The sequence below is a fragment of the Hoyosella sp. YIM 151337 genome, from assembly GCF_026041215.1.
Taxonomy (GTDB): Bacteria; Actinomycetota; Actinomycetes; order Mycobacteriales; family Mycobacteriaceae; genus Hoyosella.
Window position 1 is genome coordinate 384,914 of sequence record NZ_JAPEIQ010000039.1, and the last position, 19,589, is coordinate 404,502.

The 19,589-nt window shown below is 62.0% G+C and carries 16 protein-coding genes and 1 tRNA gene; 15 read left to right on the plus strand and 2 right to left on the minus strand.

The features are described from left to right. The first annotated feature begins 8 nt into the window (after positions 1 to 8). The 14 genes from trpC to ONR57_RS20035 all read left to right on the plus strand — a co-directional run bounded on the left by trpC (position 9) and on the right by ONR57_RS20035 (position 17,820). The gene (gene trpC / locus ONR57_RS19970) at positions 9 to 824 is read left to right on the plus strand and encodes an indole-3-glycerol phosphate synthase TrpC (RefSeq protein ID WP_265125430.1); all 816 of its coding nucleotides are present in this window, start codon (positions 9 to 11) and stop codon (positions 822 to 824) included. Between the two features lie 110 nt (positions 825 to 934). Next, a complete protein-coding gene (gene trpB, locus ONR57_RS19975) occupies positions 935 to 2,200 on the plus strand; it encodes a tryptophan synthase subunit beta (RefSeq protein WP_265125521.1) in 1,266 nt (421 codons plus the stop codon). Further along, the gene (gene trpA, locus ONR57_RS19980) at positions 2,197 to 3,027 is read left to right on the plus strand and encodes a tryptophan synthase subunit alpha (RefSeq protein ID WP_265125431.1); all 831 of its coding nucleotides are present in this window, start codon (positions 2,197 to 2,199) and stop codon (positions 3,025 to 3,027) included. The genes trpB and trpA overlap by 4 nt, the downstream gene beginning before the upstream one ends. Positions 3,028 to 3,086: 59 nt before the next feature. Continuing rightward, positions 3,087 to 4,121 (plus strand): prolipoprotein diacylglyceryl transferase, encoded by a 1,035-nt coding sequence (gene lgt, locus ONR57_RS19985; RefSeq protein ID WP_265125432.1) that lies wholly within the window; start codon positions 3,087 to 3,089, stop codon positions 4,119 to 4,121. A 14-nt stretch (positions 4,122 to 4,135) separates the two neighbouring features. After that, positions 4,136 to 4,579, plus strand: coding sequence for a DUF2752 domain-containing protein (locus tag ONR57_RS19990; RefSeq protein WP_265125433.1), 444 nt, complete (start codon positions 4,136 to 4,138; stop codon positions 4,577 to 4,579). Positions 4,580 to 4,885: 306 nt separating this feature from the next. Next, positions 4,886 to 9,430 carry a glutamate synthase large subunit gene (gltB, locus tag ONR57_RS19995; RefSeq protein WP_265125434.1) on the plus strand — a complete coding sequence of 1,515 codons (4,545 nt, stop codon included), beginning with the start codon at positions 4,886 to 4,888 and terminating at the stop codon, positions 9,428 to 9,430. After that, a complete protein-coding gene (locus ONR57_RS20000) occupies positions 9,423 to 10,922 on the plus strand; it encodes a glutamate synthase subunit beta (protein ID WP_265125435.1) in 1,500 nt (499 codons plus the stop codon). Before gltB ends, ONR57_RS20000 begins: the two co-directional genes overlap by 8 nt. A 90-nt stretch (positions 10,923 to 11,012) precedes the next feature. Beyond that, entirely contained in the window at positions 11,013 to 12,431 is a 1,419-nt protein-coding gene (gene pyk, locus ONR57_RS20005; protein ID WP_265125436.1) for a pyruvate kinase, read from the plus strand. Between the two features lie 13 nt (positions 12,432 to 12,444). Then, positions 12,445 to 13,014, plus strand: coding sequence for a thermonuclease family protein (locus ONR57_RS20010; protein ID WP_265125437.1), 570 nt, complete (start codon positions 12,445 to 12,447; stop codon positions 13,012 to 13,014). A 146-nt stretch (positions 13,015 to 13,160) separates the two neighbouring features. Continuing rightward, positions 13,161 to 13,511, plus strand: a complete 351-nt coding sequence (locus ONR57_RS20015) for a hypothetical protein (RefSeq protein ID WP_265125438.1) — start codon at positions 13,161 to 13,163, stop codon at positions 13,509 to 13,511. 162 nt (positions 13,512 to 13,673) lie between these two features. After that, positions 13,674 to 15,053: a GntP family permease gene (locus tag ONR57_RS20020; RefSeq protein ID WP_265125439.1), complete on the plus strand. Its 1,380-nt coding sequence runs from the start codon at positions 13,674 to 13,676 to the stop codon at positions 15,051 to 15,053. 31 nt (positions 15,054 to 15,084) lie between these two features. Further along, positions 15,085 to 15,855, plus strand: a complete 771-nt coding sequence (locus ONR57_RS20025; RefSeq protein WP_265125440.1) for an SDR family oxidoreductase — start codon at positions 15,085 to 15,087, stop codon at positions 15,853 to 15,855. 44 nt (positions 15,856 to 15,899) lie between these two features. After that, complete coding sequence (locus ONR57_RS23420) at positions 15,900 to 16,916, plus strand: L-idonate 5-dehydrogenase (RefSeq protein ID WP_265125441.1); 1,017 nt, start codon at positions 15,900 to 15,902, stop codon at positions 16,914 to 16,916. A gap of 85 nt (positions 16,917 to 17,001) precedes the next feature. Next, the gene (locus ONR57_RS20035; RefSeq protein ID WP_265125442.1) at positions 17,002 to 17,820 is read left to right on the plus strand and encodes a potassium channel family protein; all 819 of its coding nucleotides are present in this window, start codon (positions 17,002 to 17,004) and stop codon (positions 17,818 to 17,820) included. Here the strand turns inward: ONR57_RS20035 and ONR57_RS20040 are convergent. After that, positions 17,755 to 18,336 carry a DUF1707 domain-containing protein gene (locus ONR57_RS20040; protein WP_265125443.1) on the minus strand — a complete coding sequence of 194 codons (582 nt, stop codon included), beginning with the start codon at positions 18,334 to 18,336 and terminating at the stop codon, positions 17,755 to 17,757. The genes ONR57_RS20035 and ONR57_RS20040 overlap by 66 nt on opposite strands. 189 nt (positions 18,337 to 18,525) lie before the next feature. Beyond that, positions 18,526 to 18,602, minus strand: a tRNA-Leu gene (locus tag ONR57_RS20045). Between the two features lie 235 nt (positions 18,603 to 18,837). Here ONR57_RS20045 and ONR57_RS20050 point away from each other — a divergent pair. Then, positions 18,838 to 19,557, plus strand: a complete 720-nt coding sequence (locus ONR57_RS20050) for an ANTAR domain-containing response regulator (RefSeq protein ID WP_265125444.1) — start codon at positions 18,838 to 18,840, stop codon at positions 19,555 to 19,557. The last annotated feature ends 32 nt before the right edge of the window (positions 19,558 to 19,589 follow it).

Sequence of the window (19,589 nt, forward strand, 5' to 3'; positions counted from 1 at the left end):
GGGGCAGCATGACGGTTCTCGACTCCATACTCGACGGTGTGCGGGCGGATGTCGCTGCCAGACAAGCGCGCCTCGATATCGGAGAAGTGAAGAAGCTGGCCCAGCGGGCCTCAGATCCGATCGACGCGTACGCCGCTTTGCGCGAGCCCGGCATCGCGGTCATCGCGGAGGTGAAGCGCGCGAGCCCGTCACGCGGTGAGCTGGCCAATATCGCTGACCCGGCCGAACTCGCTCGTGAATATGAACTCGGTGGTGCACGCGTCATCAGTGTTCTCACTGAGGAACGGCGCTTTCACGGATCGCTCGCGGACCTTGACGCAGTGCGCGCCGCGGTGCGAATCCCGGTTCTGCGCAAGGACTTTATTGTCGGTCCGTACCAGATCCATGAAGCCCGGGCACACGGCGCGGACGTTATCCTGCTGATCGTCGCGGCGCTCGAACAGGACGTGCTTGTGTCCCTGCTCGACCGCACAGAGTCGCTGGGTATGACCGCTTTGGTCGAAGTGCACACGGAAGAGGAAGCGGACCGCGCGCTCGAGGCGGGGGCGCGAGTTATCGGGGTGAACGCGCGCAATCTGAAGACACTCGAGGTTGACCGCAATTGCTTCGCGCGGATCGCTCCGGGGCTTCCCAGCGATGTCGTCAAGATCGCCGAGTCCGGGATCCGGGGGCCGGCAGATCTGCTCGCATATGCGGGTGCCGGCGCTGACGCTGTGCTTGTGGGTGAGGGACTTGTGACCAGCGGTGACCCGCGCAACGCGGTGGCCGATCTGGTGACGGCCGGAGCGCACCCCTCCTGCCCGAAGCCGGCGCGAAACGCGTGACCGCACCGGGTGCAGCGGGGTCCGGCACGCACCGCACGGGCAATGTAGGGCAGACTGGCAGAGTGACATCGGTGGATTACAAGGCGGCAGCCCAGCCTGGCGGTGAGCATATGCCGCGGGCAAGTGCCGGACTAACGGAACGTAGCTCTACAGATCCCGATCGGCGCGGCCATTTCGGGGATTACGGTGGCCGCTTTGTGCCCGAGGCGCTCATGGCCGTCATCGAAGAGGTTACGGCCGAGTACGAGAAGGCTCGGTCAGACGACTCCTTTTTGGGTGAACTGGACCGCTTGCAGCGGGACTACTCGGGACGTCCGTCCCCGCTGTATGAGGCAGCGCGGCTGAGCGAGCATGCGGGCGGTGCCCGGATCTTCCTTAAGCGCGAAGATCTGAACCACACGGGGTCCCACAAGATCAATAATGTGCTGGGCCAGGCTCTGCTGGCGAAGCGCATGGGCAAGACACGCGTTATTGCAGAAACTGGCGCCGGTCAGCATGGTGTGGCGACGGCCACCGCATGTGCCCTGCTCGGACTCGATTGTGTCGTGTACATGGGCAAAGTTGATACCGATCGGCAGGCGCTCAACGTGGCGCGGATGCGTCTGCTCGGCGCCGAGGTCGTGGCGGTGGAGACCGGATCGAAGACGCTCAAGGACGCGATCAACGAGGCGCTGCGTGATTGGGTCACCAACGCTCACAACACGTACTACTGTTTCGGGACGGTCGCGGGACCGCACCCATTCCCGCTGATGGTGCGAGATTTCCAGCGCATCATCGGCTTGGAGGCGCGGACTCAGATTCGTGCGGTGACGGGGCGGCTGCCCGATGTCGTTGCTGCCTGTGTCGGCGGCGGCTCCAACGCTATTGGTATTTTCCATGCGTTCATCGGTGATCCCGGCGTACGGCTCGTCGGGTTCGAAGCTGGTGGTGAAGGTGTCGACACCGGCCGCCACGCCGCTACCATCTCAGGCGGTTCACCCGGTGCGCTGCACGGTGCCTTTTCGTATCTGCTGCAGGACGACGATGGACAAACCATCGAGTCGCACTCGATTTCGGCCGGACTCGACTACCCAGGTGTCGGCCCGGAGCACTCGTATCTCAGTGACGCCGGAAGGGCTGAGTATCAGGCGGTGACGGACGCCGAAGCGATGGACGCATTTGCGCTGCTCTGCCGGACTGAAGGAATCATTCCAGCCATCGAGTCCGCGCACGCGGTCGCCGGAGCGCTGCGGGTCGGCAAGGATCTAGGCGCGGGTTCGATCGTTCTCGTCAACCTTTCCGGGCGCGGGGACAAAGACGTCGAAACTGCGGCGAAGTGGTTCGGCGTCTCCGGAGAAACTGGTGGCCACAGCGATGGGGAAGGAGACGGGTCGTGACGGTTCATTCACCGAGTCCGCAGCGGGAACAGGCCCGACTGCAACCAGTGTTCGACACGTGTCACGCGGAGGCACGAGCAGCCCTGGTTGGATACCTCCCTTCCGGATATCCCGACAAAGACGGTTCGAAGGAGCTTTTCGCAGCGCTCGTAGAAGGCGGTTGCGACATCATCGAGGTCGGGATCCCTTACTCGGATCCGGTGATGGATGGCCCTACGATCCAGGCGGCCGCCGATGCGGCACTTAAGGCTGGTTTCCGGGTCCGCGATGTACTCGGCACGGTCGAGCACATCAGCAACTCAGGTGGCAGCGCCGTGGTGATGACGTACTGGAACCCCGTTCTCAAATATGGTGTCGACGCGTTCGCCCGCGATCTCGCTTCAGCGGGCGGTTTGGGCTTGATTACTCCGGATCTGATCCCCGAGGAAGCCGGCGAATGGATCGAGGCGTCGCGCACGCACGATCTGGATCGCATTTTCCTGGTTGCGCCCTCGTCGACGGAGGAGCGGATCGCGCTGACCGCAGATGTGAGCCGTGGTTTTCTGTATGCGGCGTCCACCATGGGGGTTACCGGAGCGCGTGACGCTGTGTCGACCTCAGCGCCGGACCTCGTTGCGCGTGTCCGGGCACACAGTGACATTCCGATCGGTATTGGGCTCGGTGTGCGCAGTGGCGCCCAGGCAGCGGAAATCGCACGGTACGCGGACGGCGTTATTGTCGGGTCGGCACTAGTTGCCGCGGCACAGAACGGTCCCGCCGCGATGGCGGAACTGACGCGCGAACTTGCCGCCGGAGTACGCGGCGCAGCGCAGTCAGCTACCGTGTGAAAGCGCCTTCCGCAGGCGGCTTTGCACCAATGTACCGGTGAAGGATCAGGGGGAGTGTAGTGACCCAGGGCTATCTGGCCGCGGATGCGGTCGATCTGCTCGCGCAAATTCCAAGTCCGCCGCAGGGTGTGTGGCAGGTAGGACCGCTCGCGATCCGTGCGTATGCCTTGTTCATCATCGTCGGCATCATTGTTGCGATCATCTGGGGCGACCGTCGCTGGCAGGCGCGCGGCGGTGAAAAAGGCACTGTCCTCGATATCGCCATTTGGGCGATTCCCTTCGGCTTTATTGGCGGCCGGCTCTACCACGTCGCAACCGACTGGCAGAAGTATTTCGGTGAAGGCGCAAATCCTGCTGATGCTTTGAAGGTCTGGCAAGGGGGCCTCGGCATCTGGGGCGCGGTGGCGTTCGGTGCGCTCGGCGCGTGGATTGGCTGTCGGCTGCGAGGCATTCCGCTCCCGGCTTTTGGTGACGCCATCGCACCCGGAATTCTGCTCGCGCAGGGCATTGGCCGCCTGGGAAACTACTTCAACCAGGAGCTTTACGGCCGCTCGACGGACGTGCCGTGGGGGCTGGAGATCTACACTCGCCTCGATGCTGAGGGCCGTATCGACAATCTCAACGGCGTGTCCACAGGTCAGCTCGTCGACGTCGTGCACCCAACGTTCCTTTATGAGCTGCTGTGGAATGTGTTCTTCGTTCTCGTCCTCGTGGCTATTGACCGCCGGTTCCGAATCGGTCATGGCCGACTGTTCGCGCTGTACGTGGCGGGGTACTGCTTCGGCCGATTCTGGATCGAATTGCTGCGTGCGGACCCGGCGAATGAACTCGCAGGTATCCGGATCAACTCCTACACGTCCGCGATCGTCTTCGTCGGTGCGGTGGTGTACATCCTGCTGGCGCGCAGGGGTCGTGAAGAACCGGAACAGCTTCTGTCAAAAGAAGCCAGAGCCGCGGCGCAGGCGGAGACAGCGCCCAGCGAGTCACAGAAGGCCGACGTCGCCGCTGGCGCCGCGAATGCCGAGGAACCGCCCGCTGCCCCCGGAGACGGGACGGACCGTTCCCACGCGAACCCTGGCAGCGACAAGAACTAGCCGGAAGCGCCACGGTGTGTGCTGAGTCAGTTCGCGAGCCCCGCCACCAAGCGGGCGTCCGCCGTGCACACCGGCAGCGCGCAGTCGTCAGTCTCGCGCTAGCTGGCCTGCTTGGAGCCGCCTGCCTTTATCTGTGGGCGTTCAGTCCCCATGATCCCGCGTCTGTTTATCCGCCGTGCCCGACGAAGTTGCTGACAGGCTTCGATTGTCCAGGCTGCGGGGCACTGCGCATGGGTCATGACCTGCTGCGCGGTGACCTTCTCGCGGCTGCGCACGACAATGTGTTTCTGCTCGTTCTCACTCCGGTCGTGGCAATCTGGGGCGGCTGGTTCTGGTGGCAATACCGTCGCGGACAGCGTCCGGGGGTGCCGGTCCGCGCGGGCGTGCTCCTGTTCGTAGCGGCGCTCGCGTGGGGAGTGGTGCGCAACCTGCCAGGTTTTCCGCTCACGCCGAGCTGACGGGGTCATGACATCGTTCGGCGCGCACTGCAGCCCGCCGATTCTTGGGCTAGTCTCAGCAACGAGCAGCTGACGTATACGGGTCACTTGCTAAAATTGTCCAATCTGGGCGCGAGTCCGGAGTGCCGGATCCTGTGTGACTGTCGCGGGACGGCTGAAATGGCGTTCACGGGCCAGCGAAGTCCGCGTGGATAGAACCGAAAAGCAGCTGGCCTGCGAGCTGGCTCCAGTACGTGCCCGTCGCGGTGAATTGCCCGCGCACCCTGCCGCACGGACACCCCGCAGCAATCCTGTGGAGGTGAGGCGTTGCACTTCTCGCTCACGCCCGAACGCCACCAGTTGTACGACCCTGCGCACGAATCGGACTCGTGCGGGGTAGCCATGATCGCGGACATCGCTGGCCGCCGATCCCACGCCGTCGTACGGGATGCGCTGCAGGCGCTCGCCGACCTTGATCACCGTGGCGCGCGTGGTGCGGAACCTAACACGGGGGACGGCGCGGGCATCTTATTGCAGATACCTGATGAGCTATTCCGATCAGTCCCCGACGAGGTAGATCTTCCGGAATCAGGTTCGTATGCTGCGGGCATTTGCTTTCTGCCGGCTGATCCGAACTCGCGGCAGTACGCCCGCGGACTGATCGAAACCATCACCGCGGACGAAGGGCTGCGTGTTCTCGGCTGGCGCGACGTGCGGGTGAATGCGGAGGGGTCGGACCTGGGTGCCGCAGCCAGCAGCTGTATGCCCCATATGTCGTACCTCTTCGTCGCTGATCCTGAGGGGCAGAACGTCCGGCGGTGCGGCCTCGAACTGGATCGGGCGGTGTACTGCCTGCGCAAGCGTGCGGAGCGTGACTCGGGCGTGTACTTCGCATCGCTGTCCGCCCGCACCATCGTATTCAAAGGCATGCTACTCACCAGCCAGCTACCTGTTTTCTATCCCGATCTCGCTGATATTCGGTGTCGCAGTGCGCTCGCCGTGGTACACAGCAGGTTCTCGACGAATACTTTTCCCAGCTGGCCGCTCGCCCAGCCGTTCCGGTTTACCGCGCACAACGGTGAGATCAACACGATTCGAGGGAACCGGAACCGCATGCGCGCACGAGAATCCATGCTCGCTAGCCCGCTGATTCCCGGCGACCTTTCACGCGCGTACCCGATTTGCACGCCCGGCGCGTCTGATTCGGCGTCACTGGACGAGGTGCTGGAGTTGCTTCACCTCGCTGGCCGTCCCATCCCCCATGTGCTGCTGATGATGATTCCGCAGGCGTGGGAGAACGACGAGACGATGGATCCCGCGGTGCGTGCCTTCTATCGGTTTCACGCTTCTCTGACTGAGCCATGGGACGGCCCGGCGTGTGTCGTGGCGACCGACGGCTCGGTTGTCGCCGCATGCCTCGACCGCAACGGCCTGCGTCCCGGCCGCTGGTGGCGCACATTCAGTGGACGAATCATTCTGGCGAGCGAATCAGGTGTTCTCCCGATTGATGATGCTGACATCGCTGCAAAAGGCCGGCTTGAGCCAGGAACGGTGTTTGTCGTCGACACCGCTGCGGGACGAATAGTGCCAGACGCGGAATTGAAGGCAGAGCTCGCCGCTGAGCACCCCTACAAGAAGTGGCTCGATGAGGGACTCACGGAACTCGATGAGCTCCCGAAGATGCGCCGAAAACTTGACGACCATCCAGCGGTTGTGGGTCGGCAAATAGCCTTCGGGTACACAGAAGAAGACCTGCGGGTGATTCTCACACCGATGGCTCGCACGGGCGCAGAACCACTTGGCTCGATGGGAACCGACACGCCAGTAGCAGTGTTGTCGACGCGGCCGAGAATGCTTTACGACTATTTCGCGCAACTGTTCGCCCAGGTCACCAACCCGCCGCTGGACGCGATCCGCGAGGAGATCGTCACCTCGCTGAATCGCGTGATGGGTCCCGAAGGAAACCTGCTTGAACCAGGCCCGCACTCGTGTCAGCAGATGTGCCTGAGCGCGCCGGTGCTGGACAACGACGAACTCGACACACTGGTCCGCATTGATGAGTACCGCCCGCAGTTCACGACGCGTGTCCTGAAGGCGCTATTCGACGTTGAACGAAGCGGCGAAGGTCTCGCCGATGCGCTCGCAGACCTCCGCATGCGGGCCAGCCGTGCGGTGGCGAAGGGTGCGAGCATCATCGTGATCTCGGACCGGGATTCTGATCATCAGCGCGCGCCGATCCCGTCCCTGCTCGCAGTGTCCGCGGTTCATCACCACCTGATCCGGCAAAAAGAACGCACCAGGGTGGCACTCGTGGTCGAGTCAGGTGACGCTCGCGAAGTCCACCATGTCGCGCTGCTGATCGGTTTCGGTGCCGCCGCCGTGAACCCATATATCGCGATGGAGACCGTCGCCGACCTGGTGCGAGAACGGGAGATCACGGAAATCGACCGGCGGACAGCCGTTCGCAACTATCTTCAGGCGCTCAGCAAAGGTGTCCTCAAAGTCATGTCCAAGATGGGGATATCGACCGTGGGGTCCTACACCGCGGCGCAGGTTTTCGAGGCCGTCGGACTGGACCGGGCGCTTGTTGACGAATACTTCACCGGAACCTCGTCCACTATCGGCGGTGCCGGGCTCGATGTTCTCGCGCACGATGTTCGGCTGCGGCATCGGCGCGCCTATCCCGACAACCCGACAGACCGAGTGCATCGCAGGCTCGATGTCGGCGGCGATTACCTATATCGGCGCGAGGGCGAACTGCACCTTTACACACCCGAATCAGTCTTTTTGCTGCAGCACGCGACTCGCAGCGGCCAGTTCGAATATTTCCGCAAGTACACCGCGGAAGTGAACCGGCTCGCGGCTGAAGGTGGCACCCTGCGTGGCCTGTTCTCGCTCCGAACTGGGCTGCGCCCAGCCGTACCGATCGAGGAAGTCGAAGCTGCGGAAAGCATTGTAAAGAGGTTCAATACGGGCGCCATGAGTTACGGATCGATTTCCGCAGAAGCTCACGAAACTCTCGCGATCGCAATGAATAGCCTCGGTGGCCGTTCAAACTCGGGAGAAGGTGGGGAAGACCGCGCCCGGCTGTATGATCCGCAGCGTCGGAGTGCTGTCAAGCAAGTCGCATCCGGACGGTTTGGTGTGACCAGTGACTACCTGGTGAATGCGACCGATATTCAGATCAAGATTGCGCAAGGCGCGAAGCCGGGGGAAGGCGGGCAACTGCCAGGGTTTAAGGTCTATCCGGCGATCGCCCGGACGCGCCATTCCACGCCGGGCGTCGCGCTCATTTCGCCGCCGCCACACCACGACATCTACTCGATCGAGGATCTCGCCCAGCTCATCCACGACCTGAAGAACGCCAACCCGCTCGCGCGCATTAACGTCAAGCTTGTCAGCTCGGTTGGGGTGGGCACCGTCGCGGCGGGGGTGTCGAAAGCGCACGCCGATGTTGTTCTGATATCGGGGCACGACGGCGGAACCGGCGCTGCGCCGCTCACTTCACTCAAACACGCGGGCACGCCGTGGGAGATTGGGCTTGCCGAGACACAGCAGACGCTGGTGCTCAATGGGCTGCGAGACCGGATTACGGTGCAAGTGGACGGTGGTATGCGCACCGGGCGGGACGTTGTCGTGGCTGCGCTGCTCGGTGCGGAAGAGTTTGGTTTCTCCACGGCCCCGCTGGTCGTGGCTGGTTGCATTATGATGCGGGTCTGTCACCTCGATACGTGCCCAGTCGGAATTGCTACCCAGAATCCGGAGCTTCGCAAGCGCTACACCGGCAAGCCTGAGTTCATCGAGAACTTCTTTCTCTTCATCGCGGAGGAAGTGCGGGAATACCTTGCTGAGATGGGCATGCGCAGCGTAGACGAGGCCATCGGCCACACCGAGATGCTCAACTTTGACGAGGGCATCGACCATTGGAAAGCGGCTGGACTGGACCTGTCCCCGATTCTGAAACCCGCGAGCTGTACGCCGGCGCTGGATGTGCCCCGGCAGCGCCGCCGTACACGAGCGCAGGATCACGGACTGGAACGTGCGCTTGACCACACGCTCATCCAGCTGGCGGAAGGGGCGCTGGAGGACGCGCACCCGGTACGCCTCGACGTGCCGATCCGCAACGTCAACCGGACTGTCGGCACATTGCTCTCGTCGGAAGTGACACGCCGCTATGGCGCGGAGGGTTTGCCGGACGACACGATCCACGTAACGCTCACCGGAAGCGCGGGGCAATCGGTGGGTGCTTTTCTTGTCCCCGGGGTGACGCTGGACTTGGTAGGTGACGCAAACGACTATGCGGGCAAGGGCATGTGTGGTGGCCGGCTCATCGTCCGCCCGTCACCTGCGGCGAAGTTCCGCGCGGAAGAGCACGTGATTGCAGGGAACACGCTGCTCTATGGGGCAACCTCCGGGGAAGCGTACTTCCGCGGCTGTGTCGGCGAGCGTTTCGCCGTGCGCAATTCAGGCGCAACCGCGATAGTGGAGGCTGTCGGTGACCACGGCTGTGAGTACATGACCGGTGGACTTGTCATCGTGCTGGGCCGCACCGGCCGCAATTTCGCGGCGGGCATGTCTGGCGGGGTCGCGTACGTCCTGGATCTCGACGAAGCCCGCGTGAACCTTGGGATGGTGACACTGCAGGAGCCGGAAGCCACAGATATCGACACGCTGCACGAGGCGCTGCGCGCGCACCACACGTGGACCTTCTCCCCGGTCGCCGCCGCGCTGCTCGACAACTGGCCGAGCGCGGGTGACCGCTTCACGAAAGTTATGCCACGCGATTACGAACGCGTGCTTGAAGCGACCCGCCGGGCACAGGCGGAGGGCCGCGACATTGATGCGGCTGTTATGGAGGCGGCCGGTGGCTGATCCGCGAGGTTTTCTGAACGTTGCGCGTGCGGACGCCCCGAAACGCGCAACCAGCGAACGAATAGGGGACTGGCGTGACGTCTATGCTGAGCAGCCATGGGAAACCTGGCATGACGATGTGGCGCAGCAGGCCCGCCGTTGTATGGACTGTGGCATCCCATTCTGCCACTCCGGTTCGGCTGGCTGCCCGCTTGGCAACCTGATACCCGAGTGGAACGACCTTGTCCGCCGCGGCCGGTGGGATGCGGCGGCGGAACGTCTGCACGCGACCAATAATTTTCCCGAGTTCACTGGGCATTTGTGTCCCGCGCCGTGCGAACCCGCGTGTGTGTTGTCGATCGCGGAAGATCACACGGGCGGCGCTGTCACGATTAAACGGGTTGAACTCGCGATCATCGACACCGCCTGGGCGACCGGCAGTGTGGTGCCACAGCCGCCGACGGTTTCCAGTGGGCGTTCCGTAGCGGTCGTTGGTTCTGGTCCCGCGGGGCTCGCGGCAGCACAACAGCTGACCCGGGCGGGCCACGACGTCACAGTGTATGAACGGGACGATCGCGTCGGTGGATTGTTGAGGTACGGAATCCCCGAATACAAGCTCGAAAAGTGTGTGCTCGACCAGCGGCTCATGCAGATGCGAGCGGAAGGTACGCGCTTCATCACGGAGTGCGATGTGGGTGTCCAGTTGCCTGCGCGTCAACTCCAGCAGCAATACGACGCGATCGTGCTCGCGGTTGGAGCGCTGCAGAGCCGGGATGCCGACGTGCCGGGCCGACACCTCAACGGGGTACATCTCGCGATGGAACACCTGGTGGCCGCGAATCGTGAGTGCGCCGGGGACGGTCCCGCGCCCATCAGTGCGGCCGGAAAACATGTCGTCATCATCGGCGGTGGTGACACCGCAGCGGACTGTTACGGCACAGCACTGCGGCAGGGCGCGGCCTCGGTGACGCAACTTGACCGGTATCCAGAACCACCGCCACGACGTGACAGTGAGCGAACGCCATGGCCGATGTGGCCGTTGTTGCTGCGGAATTATCCCGTGCATGAAGAAGGCGGGGAGCGCCGTTTTGCGGTGGCGGCGCATCGATTCGCCGGTGACGCGAGCGGTAGCATCACCGCGATGGAATTGGTGAAGGTACGCGCCCACAAGGACCGTGACGGGAACCGCAGCATCACACCGGTTTCTGACCCCTTCACCATTCCCTGCGATTTGGCACTGCTTGCGATCGGGTTCGAGGGTGTTGGTGATTTGCCTGTGGTGAGCGGTCTTGGGCTGGAACTCAACCGGCGCGGCACCCTATCTTGTGGCCCGGGCTGGCAGACACGCACGCCCGGCGTCTTCGTTTGCGGCGATGCACACCGGGGCGCTTCTCTTGTTGTCTGGGCGATCGCGGAAGGCCGGTCGGTGGCACACGCGGTAGATGCGTACCTGACCGGGCACTCAGATTTGCCGGCCCCTGTCCATCCCACAGCACTCCCACTCGCCCTGTAACCGCGCCTTGACGAGTATGCGACGGGTGTTCACTGTCCATACTGTGGATACACGTAGAACGTCGGTCTCTCCCGGACTAAGGTTTGGGGGGTGAAACGTCGTGCAAAAATTGTCTGTACCCTCGGACCCGCAACGGGAACCCCGGAAAAGGTCCGTCAACTTGTCGAAAGCGGCATGAATGTTGCTCGGCTCAATATGAGCCACGGCGACCACGCCACCCATGAAGCCAACTACAAAATGGTTCGTGCGGCAGCCGAACAAACCGGTCACAATATCGGTATTCTTGCCGACCTCCAGGGCCCTAAGATCCGCCTGGGCAGGTTCACCGAAGGTGGTACTACCTGGGCAAGTGGTGAGGAGATCCGCATTAGTGTGGACGACTGCGAAGGCACACATGAACGTGTCTCCACCACGTACAAGGGGCTCGCTGCTGACGCTCGTGCAGGCGACAGGCTGCTCGTAGACGACGGGAAGGTTGGTCTTGTTGTCACCGCGGTCGAAGGGCCGGACGTTGTGTGCCGGGTCGTCGAGGGCGGTCCTGTCAGCAACAACAAGGGCCTGTCACTGCCCGGTATGAACGTCTCTGTCCCGGCGTTGTCGGACAAGGATGTCGAAGATCTTGAATTTGCCCTGAAACTGGGCGTAGACCTTATTGCGCTTTCCTTTGTTCGTTCCCCGTCCGATATCGAACTTGTCCATGACGTGATGGACCGTGTCGGTCGCCGCGTGCCGGTGATCGCGAAACTGGAAAAACCGGAAGCTATCGAAAACCTCGAGGCGATTGTCCTCGCATTCGATGCGATCATGGTTGCCCGTGGTGATCTCGGCGTCGAGATGCCCCTCGAGCAGGTGCCGCTGGTGCAAAAGCGTGCCATCCAGGTGGCCCGTGAAAACGCGAAACCAGTCATCGTCGCGACCCAGATGCTCGACTCGATGATCACCAATGCGCGCCCTACCCGCGCTGAAGCGTCGGATGTCGCGAACGCGATCCTCGACGGTGCGGATGCGGTGATGTTGTCCGGCGAGACATCTGTGGGCCAATACGTATTGGAAGCGGTGCGGACGATGTCACGGATTGTCGTCGCTGTGGAGGCTGAGTCCACGGAAGCGCCGCCACTGACTCACGTACCGCGCACCAAGCGGGGTGTGATTTCCTACGCAGCGCGTGAGATTGGGGAGCGGCTCGAGGCTAAAGCCCTTGTCGCGTTCACACAGTCGGGTGACACAGTGCGCAGGCTCGCCCGCCTCCACACTCACCTCCCACTGGTCGCACTGACGCCGGTGGCTGACGTGCGGAGCCAACTGGCCCTGACGTGGGGCACCGAAACGTTCACCGTCGATTATGTGGAAACTACCGATGCGATGATCCGGCAAGTCGATGAGGCTCTTCTCAATATCGGTGGCTACAGTCGTGGCGGCCGTGTGGTGATCGTCGCTGGAGCGCCGCCGGGAACTAGCGGCTCCACCAACCTGATCCACGTGCACCGGATTGGCGAAGACGACCACTAAAAAGCCGCTGCTAGTGCTTAAACATTTTGGGGCTGCCGCCGGGATAGTGCTCGCCGTGCTGATGATCGCGTCATGCGGTGCGGGCAACCCCGGCAGCCAGCCGGGTTCAGTGCGTACGGTCGACGGGCCAGGACTGACCCGCCCTGCGACGGCAGAAGGGCCCTACGCCGTGGACCGGGTAGTCGACGGCGACACTGTGCGCGTCGTCGTGGACGGAGAGTCAGCCCGCGTGCGGCTCATCGGGATCGATGCGCCCGAAACTAATCATCCCCGGTTGCCTGTTCAGTGCTTCGGGTATGAAGCCACACAACACGCCCGTGATCTCGTCGGCGGAAAAGATGTCTATCTCGAATACGATCCCTCACAGGGGCGCCAGGACAGATTTGGGCGAGAACTCGCGTACGTGTGGTTCGACGGCGACCGGATGCTGAATTACGAAATGATCCGGGACGGTTTTGGCCACGAATATACCTACAGTGCGCCCTACCGATACCGCGACCTCTTCACCCAAGCGCAACACGAGTCTGCGGCCAGCGACCGCGGATTATGGCACGCCGATACGTGCGCAGGAGTTGTCGAGTAAAGACAATTCTGTCCTGGTAACTAAAGCTTGCACCAAGCAAGCGGCGCAATTCCGCCACGGCGCGAGGATTCTTCCGCGAAACTGTGTTCAGGAGGTCAAGCGGACACCTAGCTTCGGAGCGAAATCAACCGGTCCGCCCACAGGTAATGGATGCGTGGAATTCATTCGATGATCGATGGACGGCCGGATATACGGCCGAATACCTCGATGGAATGCACTTCACGGATTACGTCTGCGAAGTTGAGGCCTTAATTCGGATTGATGATTACGTGGGAGCGCTGGGGCTCCTGCGTGACGTGGTCAAGCGCCTCGCTGACCGGTCAGATTTGACCGGTCAGCACATTCCGTTCTGGTGGATCGCTACTGGCGCGTGCGTCGCGCGCAAGTTGTCTGACTACGAAACTGAGTTGTGGTTCCACGACATGAGCCGGTTAGCGGCGGCCGAACGGCCACCCGCACCGCCGCGGCTTGCGGATCACGACATCACCCATCCCTGAGCATGTCCCGTGGCGTGTCGCCGCGGACGGAACGAACCCGCGCGTGAGGGCGTCTTCACAACCCCCGCTATAAGGTGATATCTTTCACAACCAAAGATAGTACCTTTTCGCAGAGGGGTTAAATTCCGTGCCTACATCTACACCTCACTCAGGAGGGCAGTCATGAACGACTGGGTGCAGACGCTCAGTGCTGGTTCGTTGCTCGCGATAGCTGCAGGTGCTGTCGCTGTCCTGCTGTTCTTGATCATCAAGCTGCGTGTCCATGCATTCCTTGCGCTTGTTCTTGTCAGCCTGCTGACAGCCTTTGCGACAGGAATTCCATCGGCTCACGTAATCCCGACGCTCACAGAAGGTTTCGGCAGTACGCTCGGCGCAGTGGCGCTGCTCGTCGGTCTGGGCGCAATGCTCGGTCGCCTCGTTGAGGTCAGTGGCGGCGCACAGGCGCTCACTGACGCTTTGATCCGAAAGTTCGGTGAGCATCGCGCTCCGTTTGCGCTGGGCGTTGCGTCATTGATCTTCGGTTTCCCGATCTTCTTCGATGCGGGCTTCGTCGTGATGCTTCCGATCCTCTTCACCGTGGCGCGGCGGCTAGGCGGCGGCATCCTGCGCTACGGCCTCCCCGTCGCCGGTGCGTTCTCGGTGATGCACATCTTCGTGCCGCCGCATCCTGGTCCTGTCGCCGCAACGGAACTGCTAGGCGCCGACGTCGGCCTCGTTGTGCTGCTCGGTCTGGTTATCGCGATCCCCACGTGGTACGTCACCAGCTACTTGTTCGGTATCTGGGTAGGTAAGAAGATTGTTCTGCCGGTCCGTGACATCCTGGCAGGCGGGCCCCAGGCTGAGCATGACGAAAACCCGCCCGCCGCGCGGACAGTTATTCTGCTGCTCCTCCTGCCGCTCGTCCTGATCTTCATGAATACCGGTCTTGACACTGCTCGTGCAGCGGGCTGGGTCGACGGTGAGGCAGAGTGGTTTGCGTTCGCGCGCGCCATTGGTTCGACTCCTGTTGCACTCTTGATCACAGTTTTCGTGGCGATCTATGTACTCGGGGTGCGTCGTGGACGCGGCCCGGACGTTGTCGAAAAACTGATCGACTCCGCACTGGGGCCGGTCTGTGCGATCATCCTGATCACCGGCGCTGGTGGCATGTTCGGTGGAGTTCTGCGTGCGAGCGGTATCGGTGACGCCCTCTCGGACGCGCTCGGCGACCTGGGACTCCCGGTGATCGTCGCGGCGTATCTCATTTCCACGGCGTTGCGCGTCGCTCAGGGCTCCGCAACGGTGGCGCTGATTACTGCTGCCGGTTTGGTGCAGCCAGCGGTGATGCTTGCGGACTTCAACGCGGTTGAGCTTGCTGCGATTGTCCTCGCGCTTGCTGCCGGATCCGTTTTCGCGAGCCACGTCAATGACTCAGGTTTCTGGCTTGTCGGACGATTCCTGGGGATGGACGTGAAGACAACGCTCAAGACCTGGACCGTTCTGCAAACACTGATTTCGCTGATGGGCTTTGGGATCGCGGCTGCGATGTTCGCCATCGCGTGAGTGCGCCCGTGATTCGCGGAAAGGCATACAAATGATCAACTCACTATTCGATATCTCGGGGCGACGGGCTCTGATCACGGGCTCCTCGCGTGGCATTGGACGAGCTCTGGCTGAGGGGCTCGCTCAGGCCGGTGTGACGGTTGTGCTGAATTCTCGCAACGGGGCTGCACTGGAAGGCGCCGCGGAAGAGATCAGGCAGAAGTACGGCGCAGATGTCCATGCCGTGGCATTTGATGTCACGGACTCCGCCGCGGTCTCCGCAGGTGTGGAGCATATTGAAGAGACGATCGGGCCGCTGGATATCTGTGTTAACAACGCTGGTATGCAACGGCGTGCTCCAATCACCGAATTCACCGATGAAGATTGGCACGCCCTCCTTTCGGCTAATGTGACGAGCGCTTTCTTTGTCAGCCGCGCGGTCGCCATAAAAATGGTGCCGCGCGGGCGAGGGAAGATCATCAATATCGCGTCTGTGCAGTCTGAGCTAGCACGACCGGGGATTGCGCCGTATACAGCAACGAAGGGTGCAATAAAGATGCTCACTCGTGGCTTGTGCGCGGACCTTGCGGGGTCCGGGATTTGTGTGAACGCTATCGGTCCGGGTTATTTCGAAACCGAACTAACGCGTGCACTCGTCGACGACGAAAAGTTCTCCGCCTGGGTGCGTGGCCGCACTCCCGCCGGGCGGTGGGGCAAGGTCGAGGACTTGGTAGGCACCCTGATCTATCTGTCCTCGGACGCGTCAGAGTTCGTCAACGGCCAGGTCATCTACGTCGATGGCGGCATGCTTTCGGTGCTATGACGAGCGAATCTCCGGGTAAATGACGAGAGCGAAAAGGCAGAATAGTGAAAGCACTTGTGGCCCACGGGGCCGGAGATCTTCGGCTCGACGATATCGAACTCGAATCTCCTCCAGCTGACAGTGTCCTCGTTCGCAACACCCATGGCGGCATTTGTGGGTCAGATATCCATTACTACCGGCATGGGGCAGTTGGTGCATTCGCATTGCGGGAGCCACTAGTTCTGGGGCATGAGGTTGTTGGGAAGGTCGCCGACGATCCGTCGAAAACAATTCCAGCTGGCACGAATGTTGCAATTCATCCGGCGTCGCCGTGCGGTCAGTGTGCGGAGTGCGGCACAAAAGTGCCGAACGTGTGCCGTAATGGCCGGTACCTCGGCTCTGCCGCCACGTTTCCGCATACGCAGGGCGGGTTCTCGGAGTATATGGTCGTCCGACTAGACCAATTGCGTGTGCTTCCAGAGGAACTCCCGCTGGAACGCGCAGTGCTGGCGGAGCCGCTGGCGGTGGGACTGCACGCGCTCAATCGCGCTGGCGGTGTCGCAGGCAAGAAGGTGCTCATCGGAGGCTCGGGCCCTATCGGCATTCTCGCAGCGGGCGCGGCGAAGGCTGCGGGGGCGGCTGAGGTGTGGACGACGGATCTCCTTGATCACCCATTGCAGATTGCAAGGGCGGTCGGTGTCGACCACACGGTGCGAATCGGCTCGGATACCTTGCCGGATCAGTACTTCGACGTCGCAATCGAGGCATCGGGCGCGCCGTCTGCGATCGGGCCCGCTCTTGCTGCGGTCCGCCGACGAGGTGTCGTCGTGCAACTGGGCATGTTTGCGCCGGGACCGCGCCCGATGGAACTCTCAGCACTCATTGCGAAAGAAATTGATCTCCTGGGTGCTTTTCGCTTCAGCACAGAGCTCGACGAGTCCATCGCGCTGCTTGCCGCAACGAGTGTGCTCGACCCGGTTGTCACGCACACCTATGAGCTGGCTGAAGCGGGCGTGGCGTTGGACATTGCCGCAGACGCGTCGGTGTCGAGCAAGGTGGTGCTCAAGCTGTCAGACGTGTGACCGCCGAGTTTAGACATCTGGATCTGGCACGAAGCAGTGGGAAACCGGCACTGGCGCAGGCTCGCGGCCATGACACCATTTCCCTGTGAGTCAGACTAGTTCTTCCGCGCCCAACTCCGCGGAGCGCATCCACGCGTCTGAATGGGTGCTGATCGCGTCAGCGTTCGTATATATCGGCGCCTACGCGCTGATTGTGCTGATGCCCGACAGCGCCCTACATCTACCAGCACAGTTGACGATGATCGCGGTGTGGGTGGTTTTCGTCGTCGACTATCTGATGCGACTGGCAGGTGCCGAGCGGCGCGGCCGGTGGTTCGTGCGCAACTTACCTGAGCTCGCTATCGTGCTGCTGCCTATGTTGCGGCCGCTCAGACTGCTGCGGCTCTTGATTATCTTCCACCGCCTCCAAGCATCAGTTGGGCGCACATTGCACGGGCGGCTAGCCGCGTACGCAGTGGCCTCCGCGACACTGCTGATCTTCATGGCGTCGCTGGCAGTTCTTGACGCCGAACGCGGGGCGGCCGATGCCGAAATTACGTCTTACGGGGACGCCGTGTGGTGGTCGATCGTGACCGTAACGACGGTGGGGTACGGCGACACAGTCCCTGTGACAGCAGGGGGCCGCCTGATCGCCGTGCTGCTGATGTTCGGCGGTATCAGTCTGATCGGTGTCATTACCGGACTGCTCGCGTCGACAATCGTCAAACGCGTGAGCGAAGAAGACGAAGCCAACGAGAACGCAACCCGCGCGCAGGTGGATCATGTTGACGCCCGTATTGGTGAACTCAAAAACCTCATCGGCGAGCTGACTCGGGAACTAGCCGACGCGCGGCAAGCGTCAGCGGCGCCCAAACAGGCGCCAGCGTCGCCGGGGGCGGCGGATGGTGACATCGCCCATTCCTGAATGGCCGATGACGCGGATTCGGGACAGCCCTAATGTGTCATCCGCAACATCGTTCGTCACGGCTCCGGTGTCCTGTCCTACTCCCTCAGCGTTGACCGGAACACCGTCAGGCACGATCACGACAACGCCGCCCGACTTAGATTCAACTTCTACCAAAACCTCGCCGACGGGCAGGACGGCCTCTGTGAAATCCAGGTGGATGTTGCCCATCTCCGTCTTCGCGATGATGTGGCGAGGCACCTTCCAGCGGCCCTCACGGCGCACATCGTTGACGGTCGCCGTCAGGCGTACTGTGTCCGGCTCCTGGCGTCCCAGCGTTGGGAGACCCATGGGAAGATCATCAATCAGGGGCTCGAGTTCTCCGTAGGTCGTTGCTGCGTACACCTTTGCCAGGCGGTCGTCGAGTTCCGCAAACGAAATCCGGCCCTCGCCCGACGCCTGATGCAGTAGCGCAGCGACTGATTCCCGATCGGCATCAGAGGCCCTCAGGTTCTTACGGTCGGGATCGGTGGTCATCCCTCCACAATATCGGCCTCGAATACCCGTGACTGCGGCGTCCGTCGCATCACGCCGGATGTGGCGCAGGTGCCGCCGGAGCAAATTATGTGACAAGTATCACAGAAAAACTCTGTTCGCCTAAGGTGTACGCCCAGGTCAGTACAAGATCGATATTGTTGATTGCGAATGCGTGACTCGCGGCAGACCTGGTGCCCTCGGTGGGACTCGAACCCACACTGGACGGGTTTTGAATCCGTTGCCTCTGCCAATTGGGCTACGAGGGCCAGTGCCGCGACGCTCACAGGTGCTTCCGGGGCTTGGTGAGATCTTCCGGCAAGCGTCATCACTCCGTGTGCGGAGAGACAGGTTACCGGACGGAAGGCGCCTGTAGCACATCACTGTAGACGATCTCTGGATCGCGCTGACCCCCGGTCCACCGGTACCCTCTTTATGCGGTCGAACTAAGGAAGTTTTCCGCAAAAAATCACTAGTGAATGGTCGTGAAGGGGACAGGTGTCGATGAAGGGCTCCGAGGCTTCGAACGCGGAAGCCAGTGTTGAGGCCAGCGTCAAGGGTGCAATCGCTTCTGAGGCAACGGATCCGGTGGAAAATCCGGCTTCCAACGCTGATCAGAGTGCGCCTGCGTGGCCGGTGCGGCGCGTTCTTGTCGCGGAAGATGAAACCCTGATCCGTCTGGATCTGACCGAAATGCTTCGCGACGAGGGCTACGACATCGTTGGTGAAGCAGGCGACGGGCAGCGCGCGGTCGAGCTCGCGGAGGAACTCACTCCAGATCTCGTCATCATGGACGTGAAAATGCCGATCCGTGACGGGATCGATGCAGCATCCGAAATCGCCGCGAAACGGCTCGCCCCAGTCGTCATACTGACCGCGTTCAGTCAGCGTGAACTCGTTGAGCGCGCTCGCGACGCCGGAGCGATGGCCTACCTCGTCAAGCCCTTCACGCAGGGCGACCTCGTTCCCGCCATCGAACTGGCCACCACACGTTTTGCTGAACTGAAAGCGCTGGAGAAAGAAGTCGGTGAGCTCACCGACCGTCTGGAGACGCGCAAGCTCATCGATCGGGCCAAGGGTGCGCTCATGAGCGCCCACGGCATGACGGAGCCAGAAGCGTTCCGGTGGATTCAGCGTGCGGCCATGGACCGCCGCACCACGATGAAGGTTGTCGCGCAGGTTGTCATCGACACGCTTGCCATGAAGCCGAAGCCAGGCAAGTAGGGGTGTGAAACCGGCATTAAGGTCGTGTGACG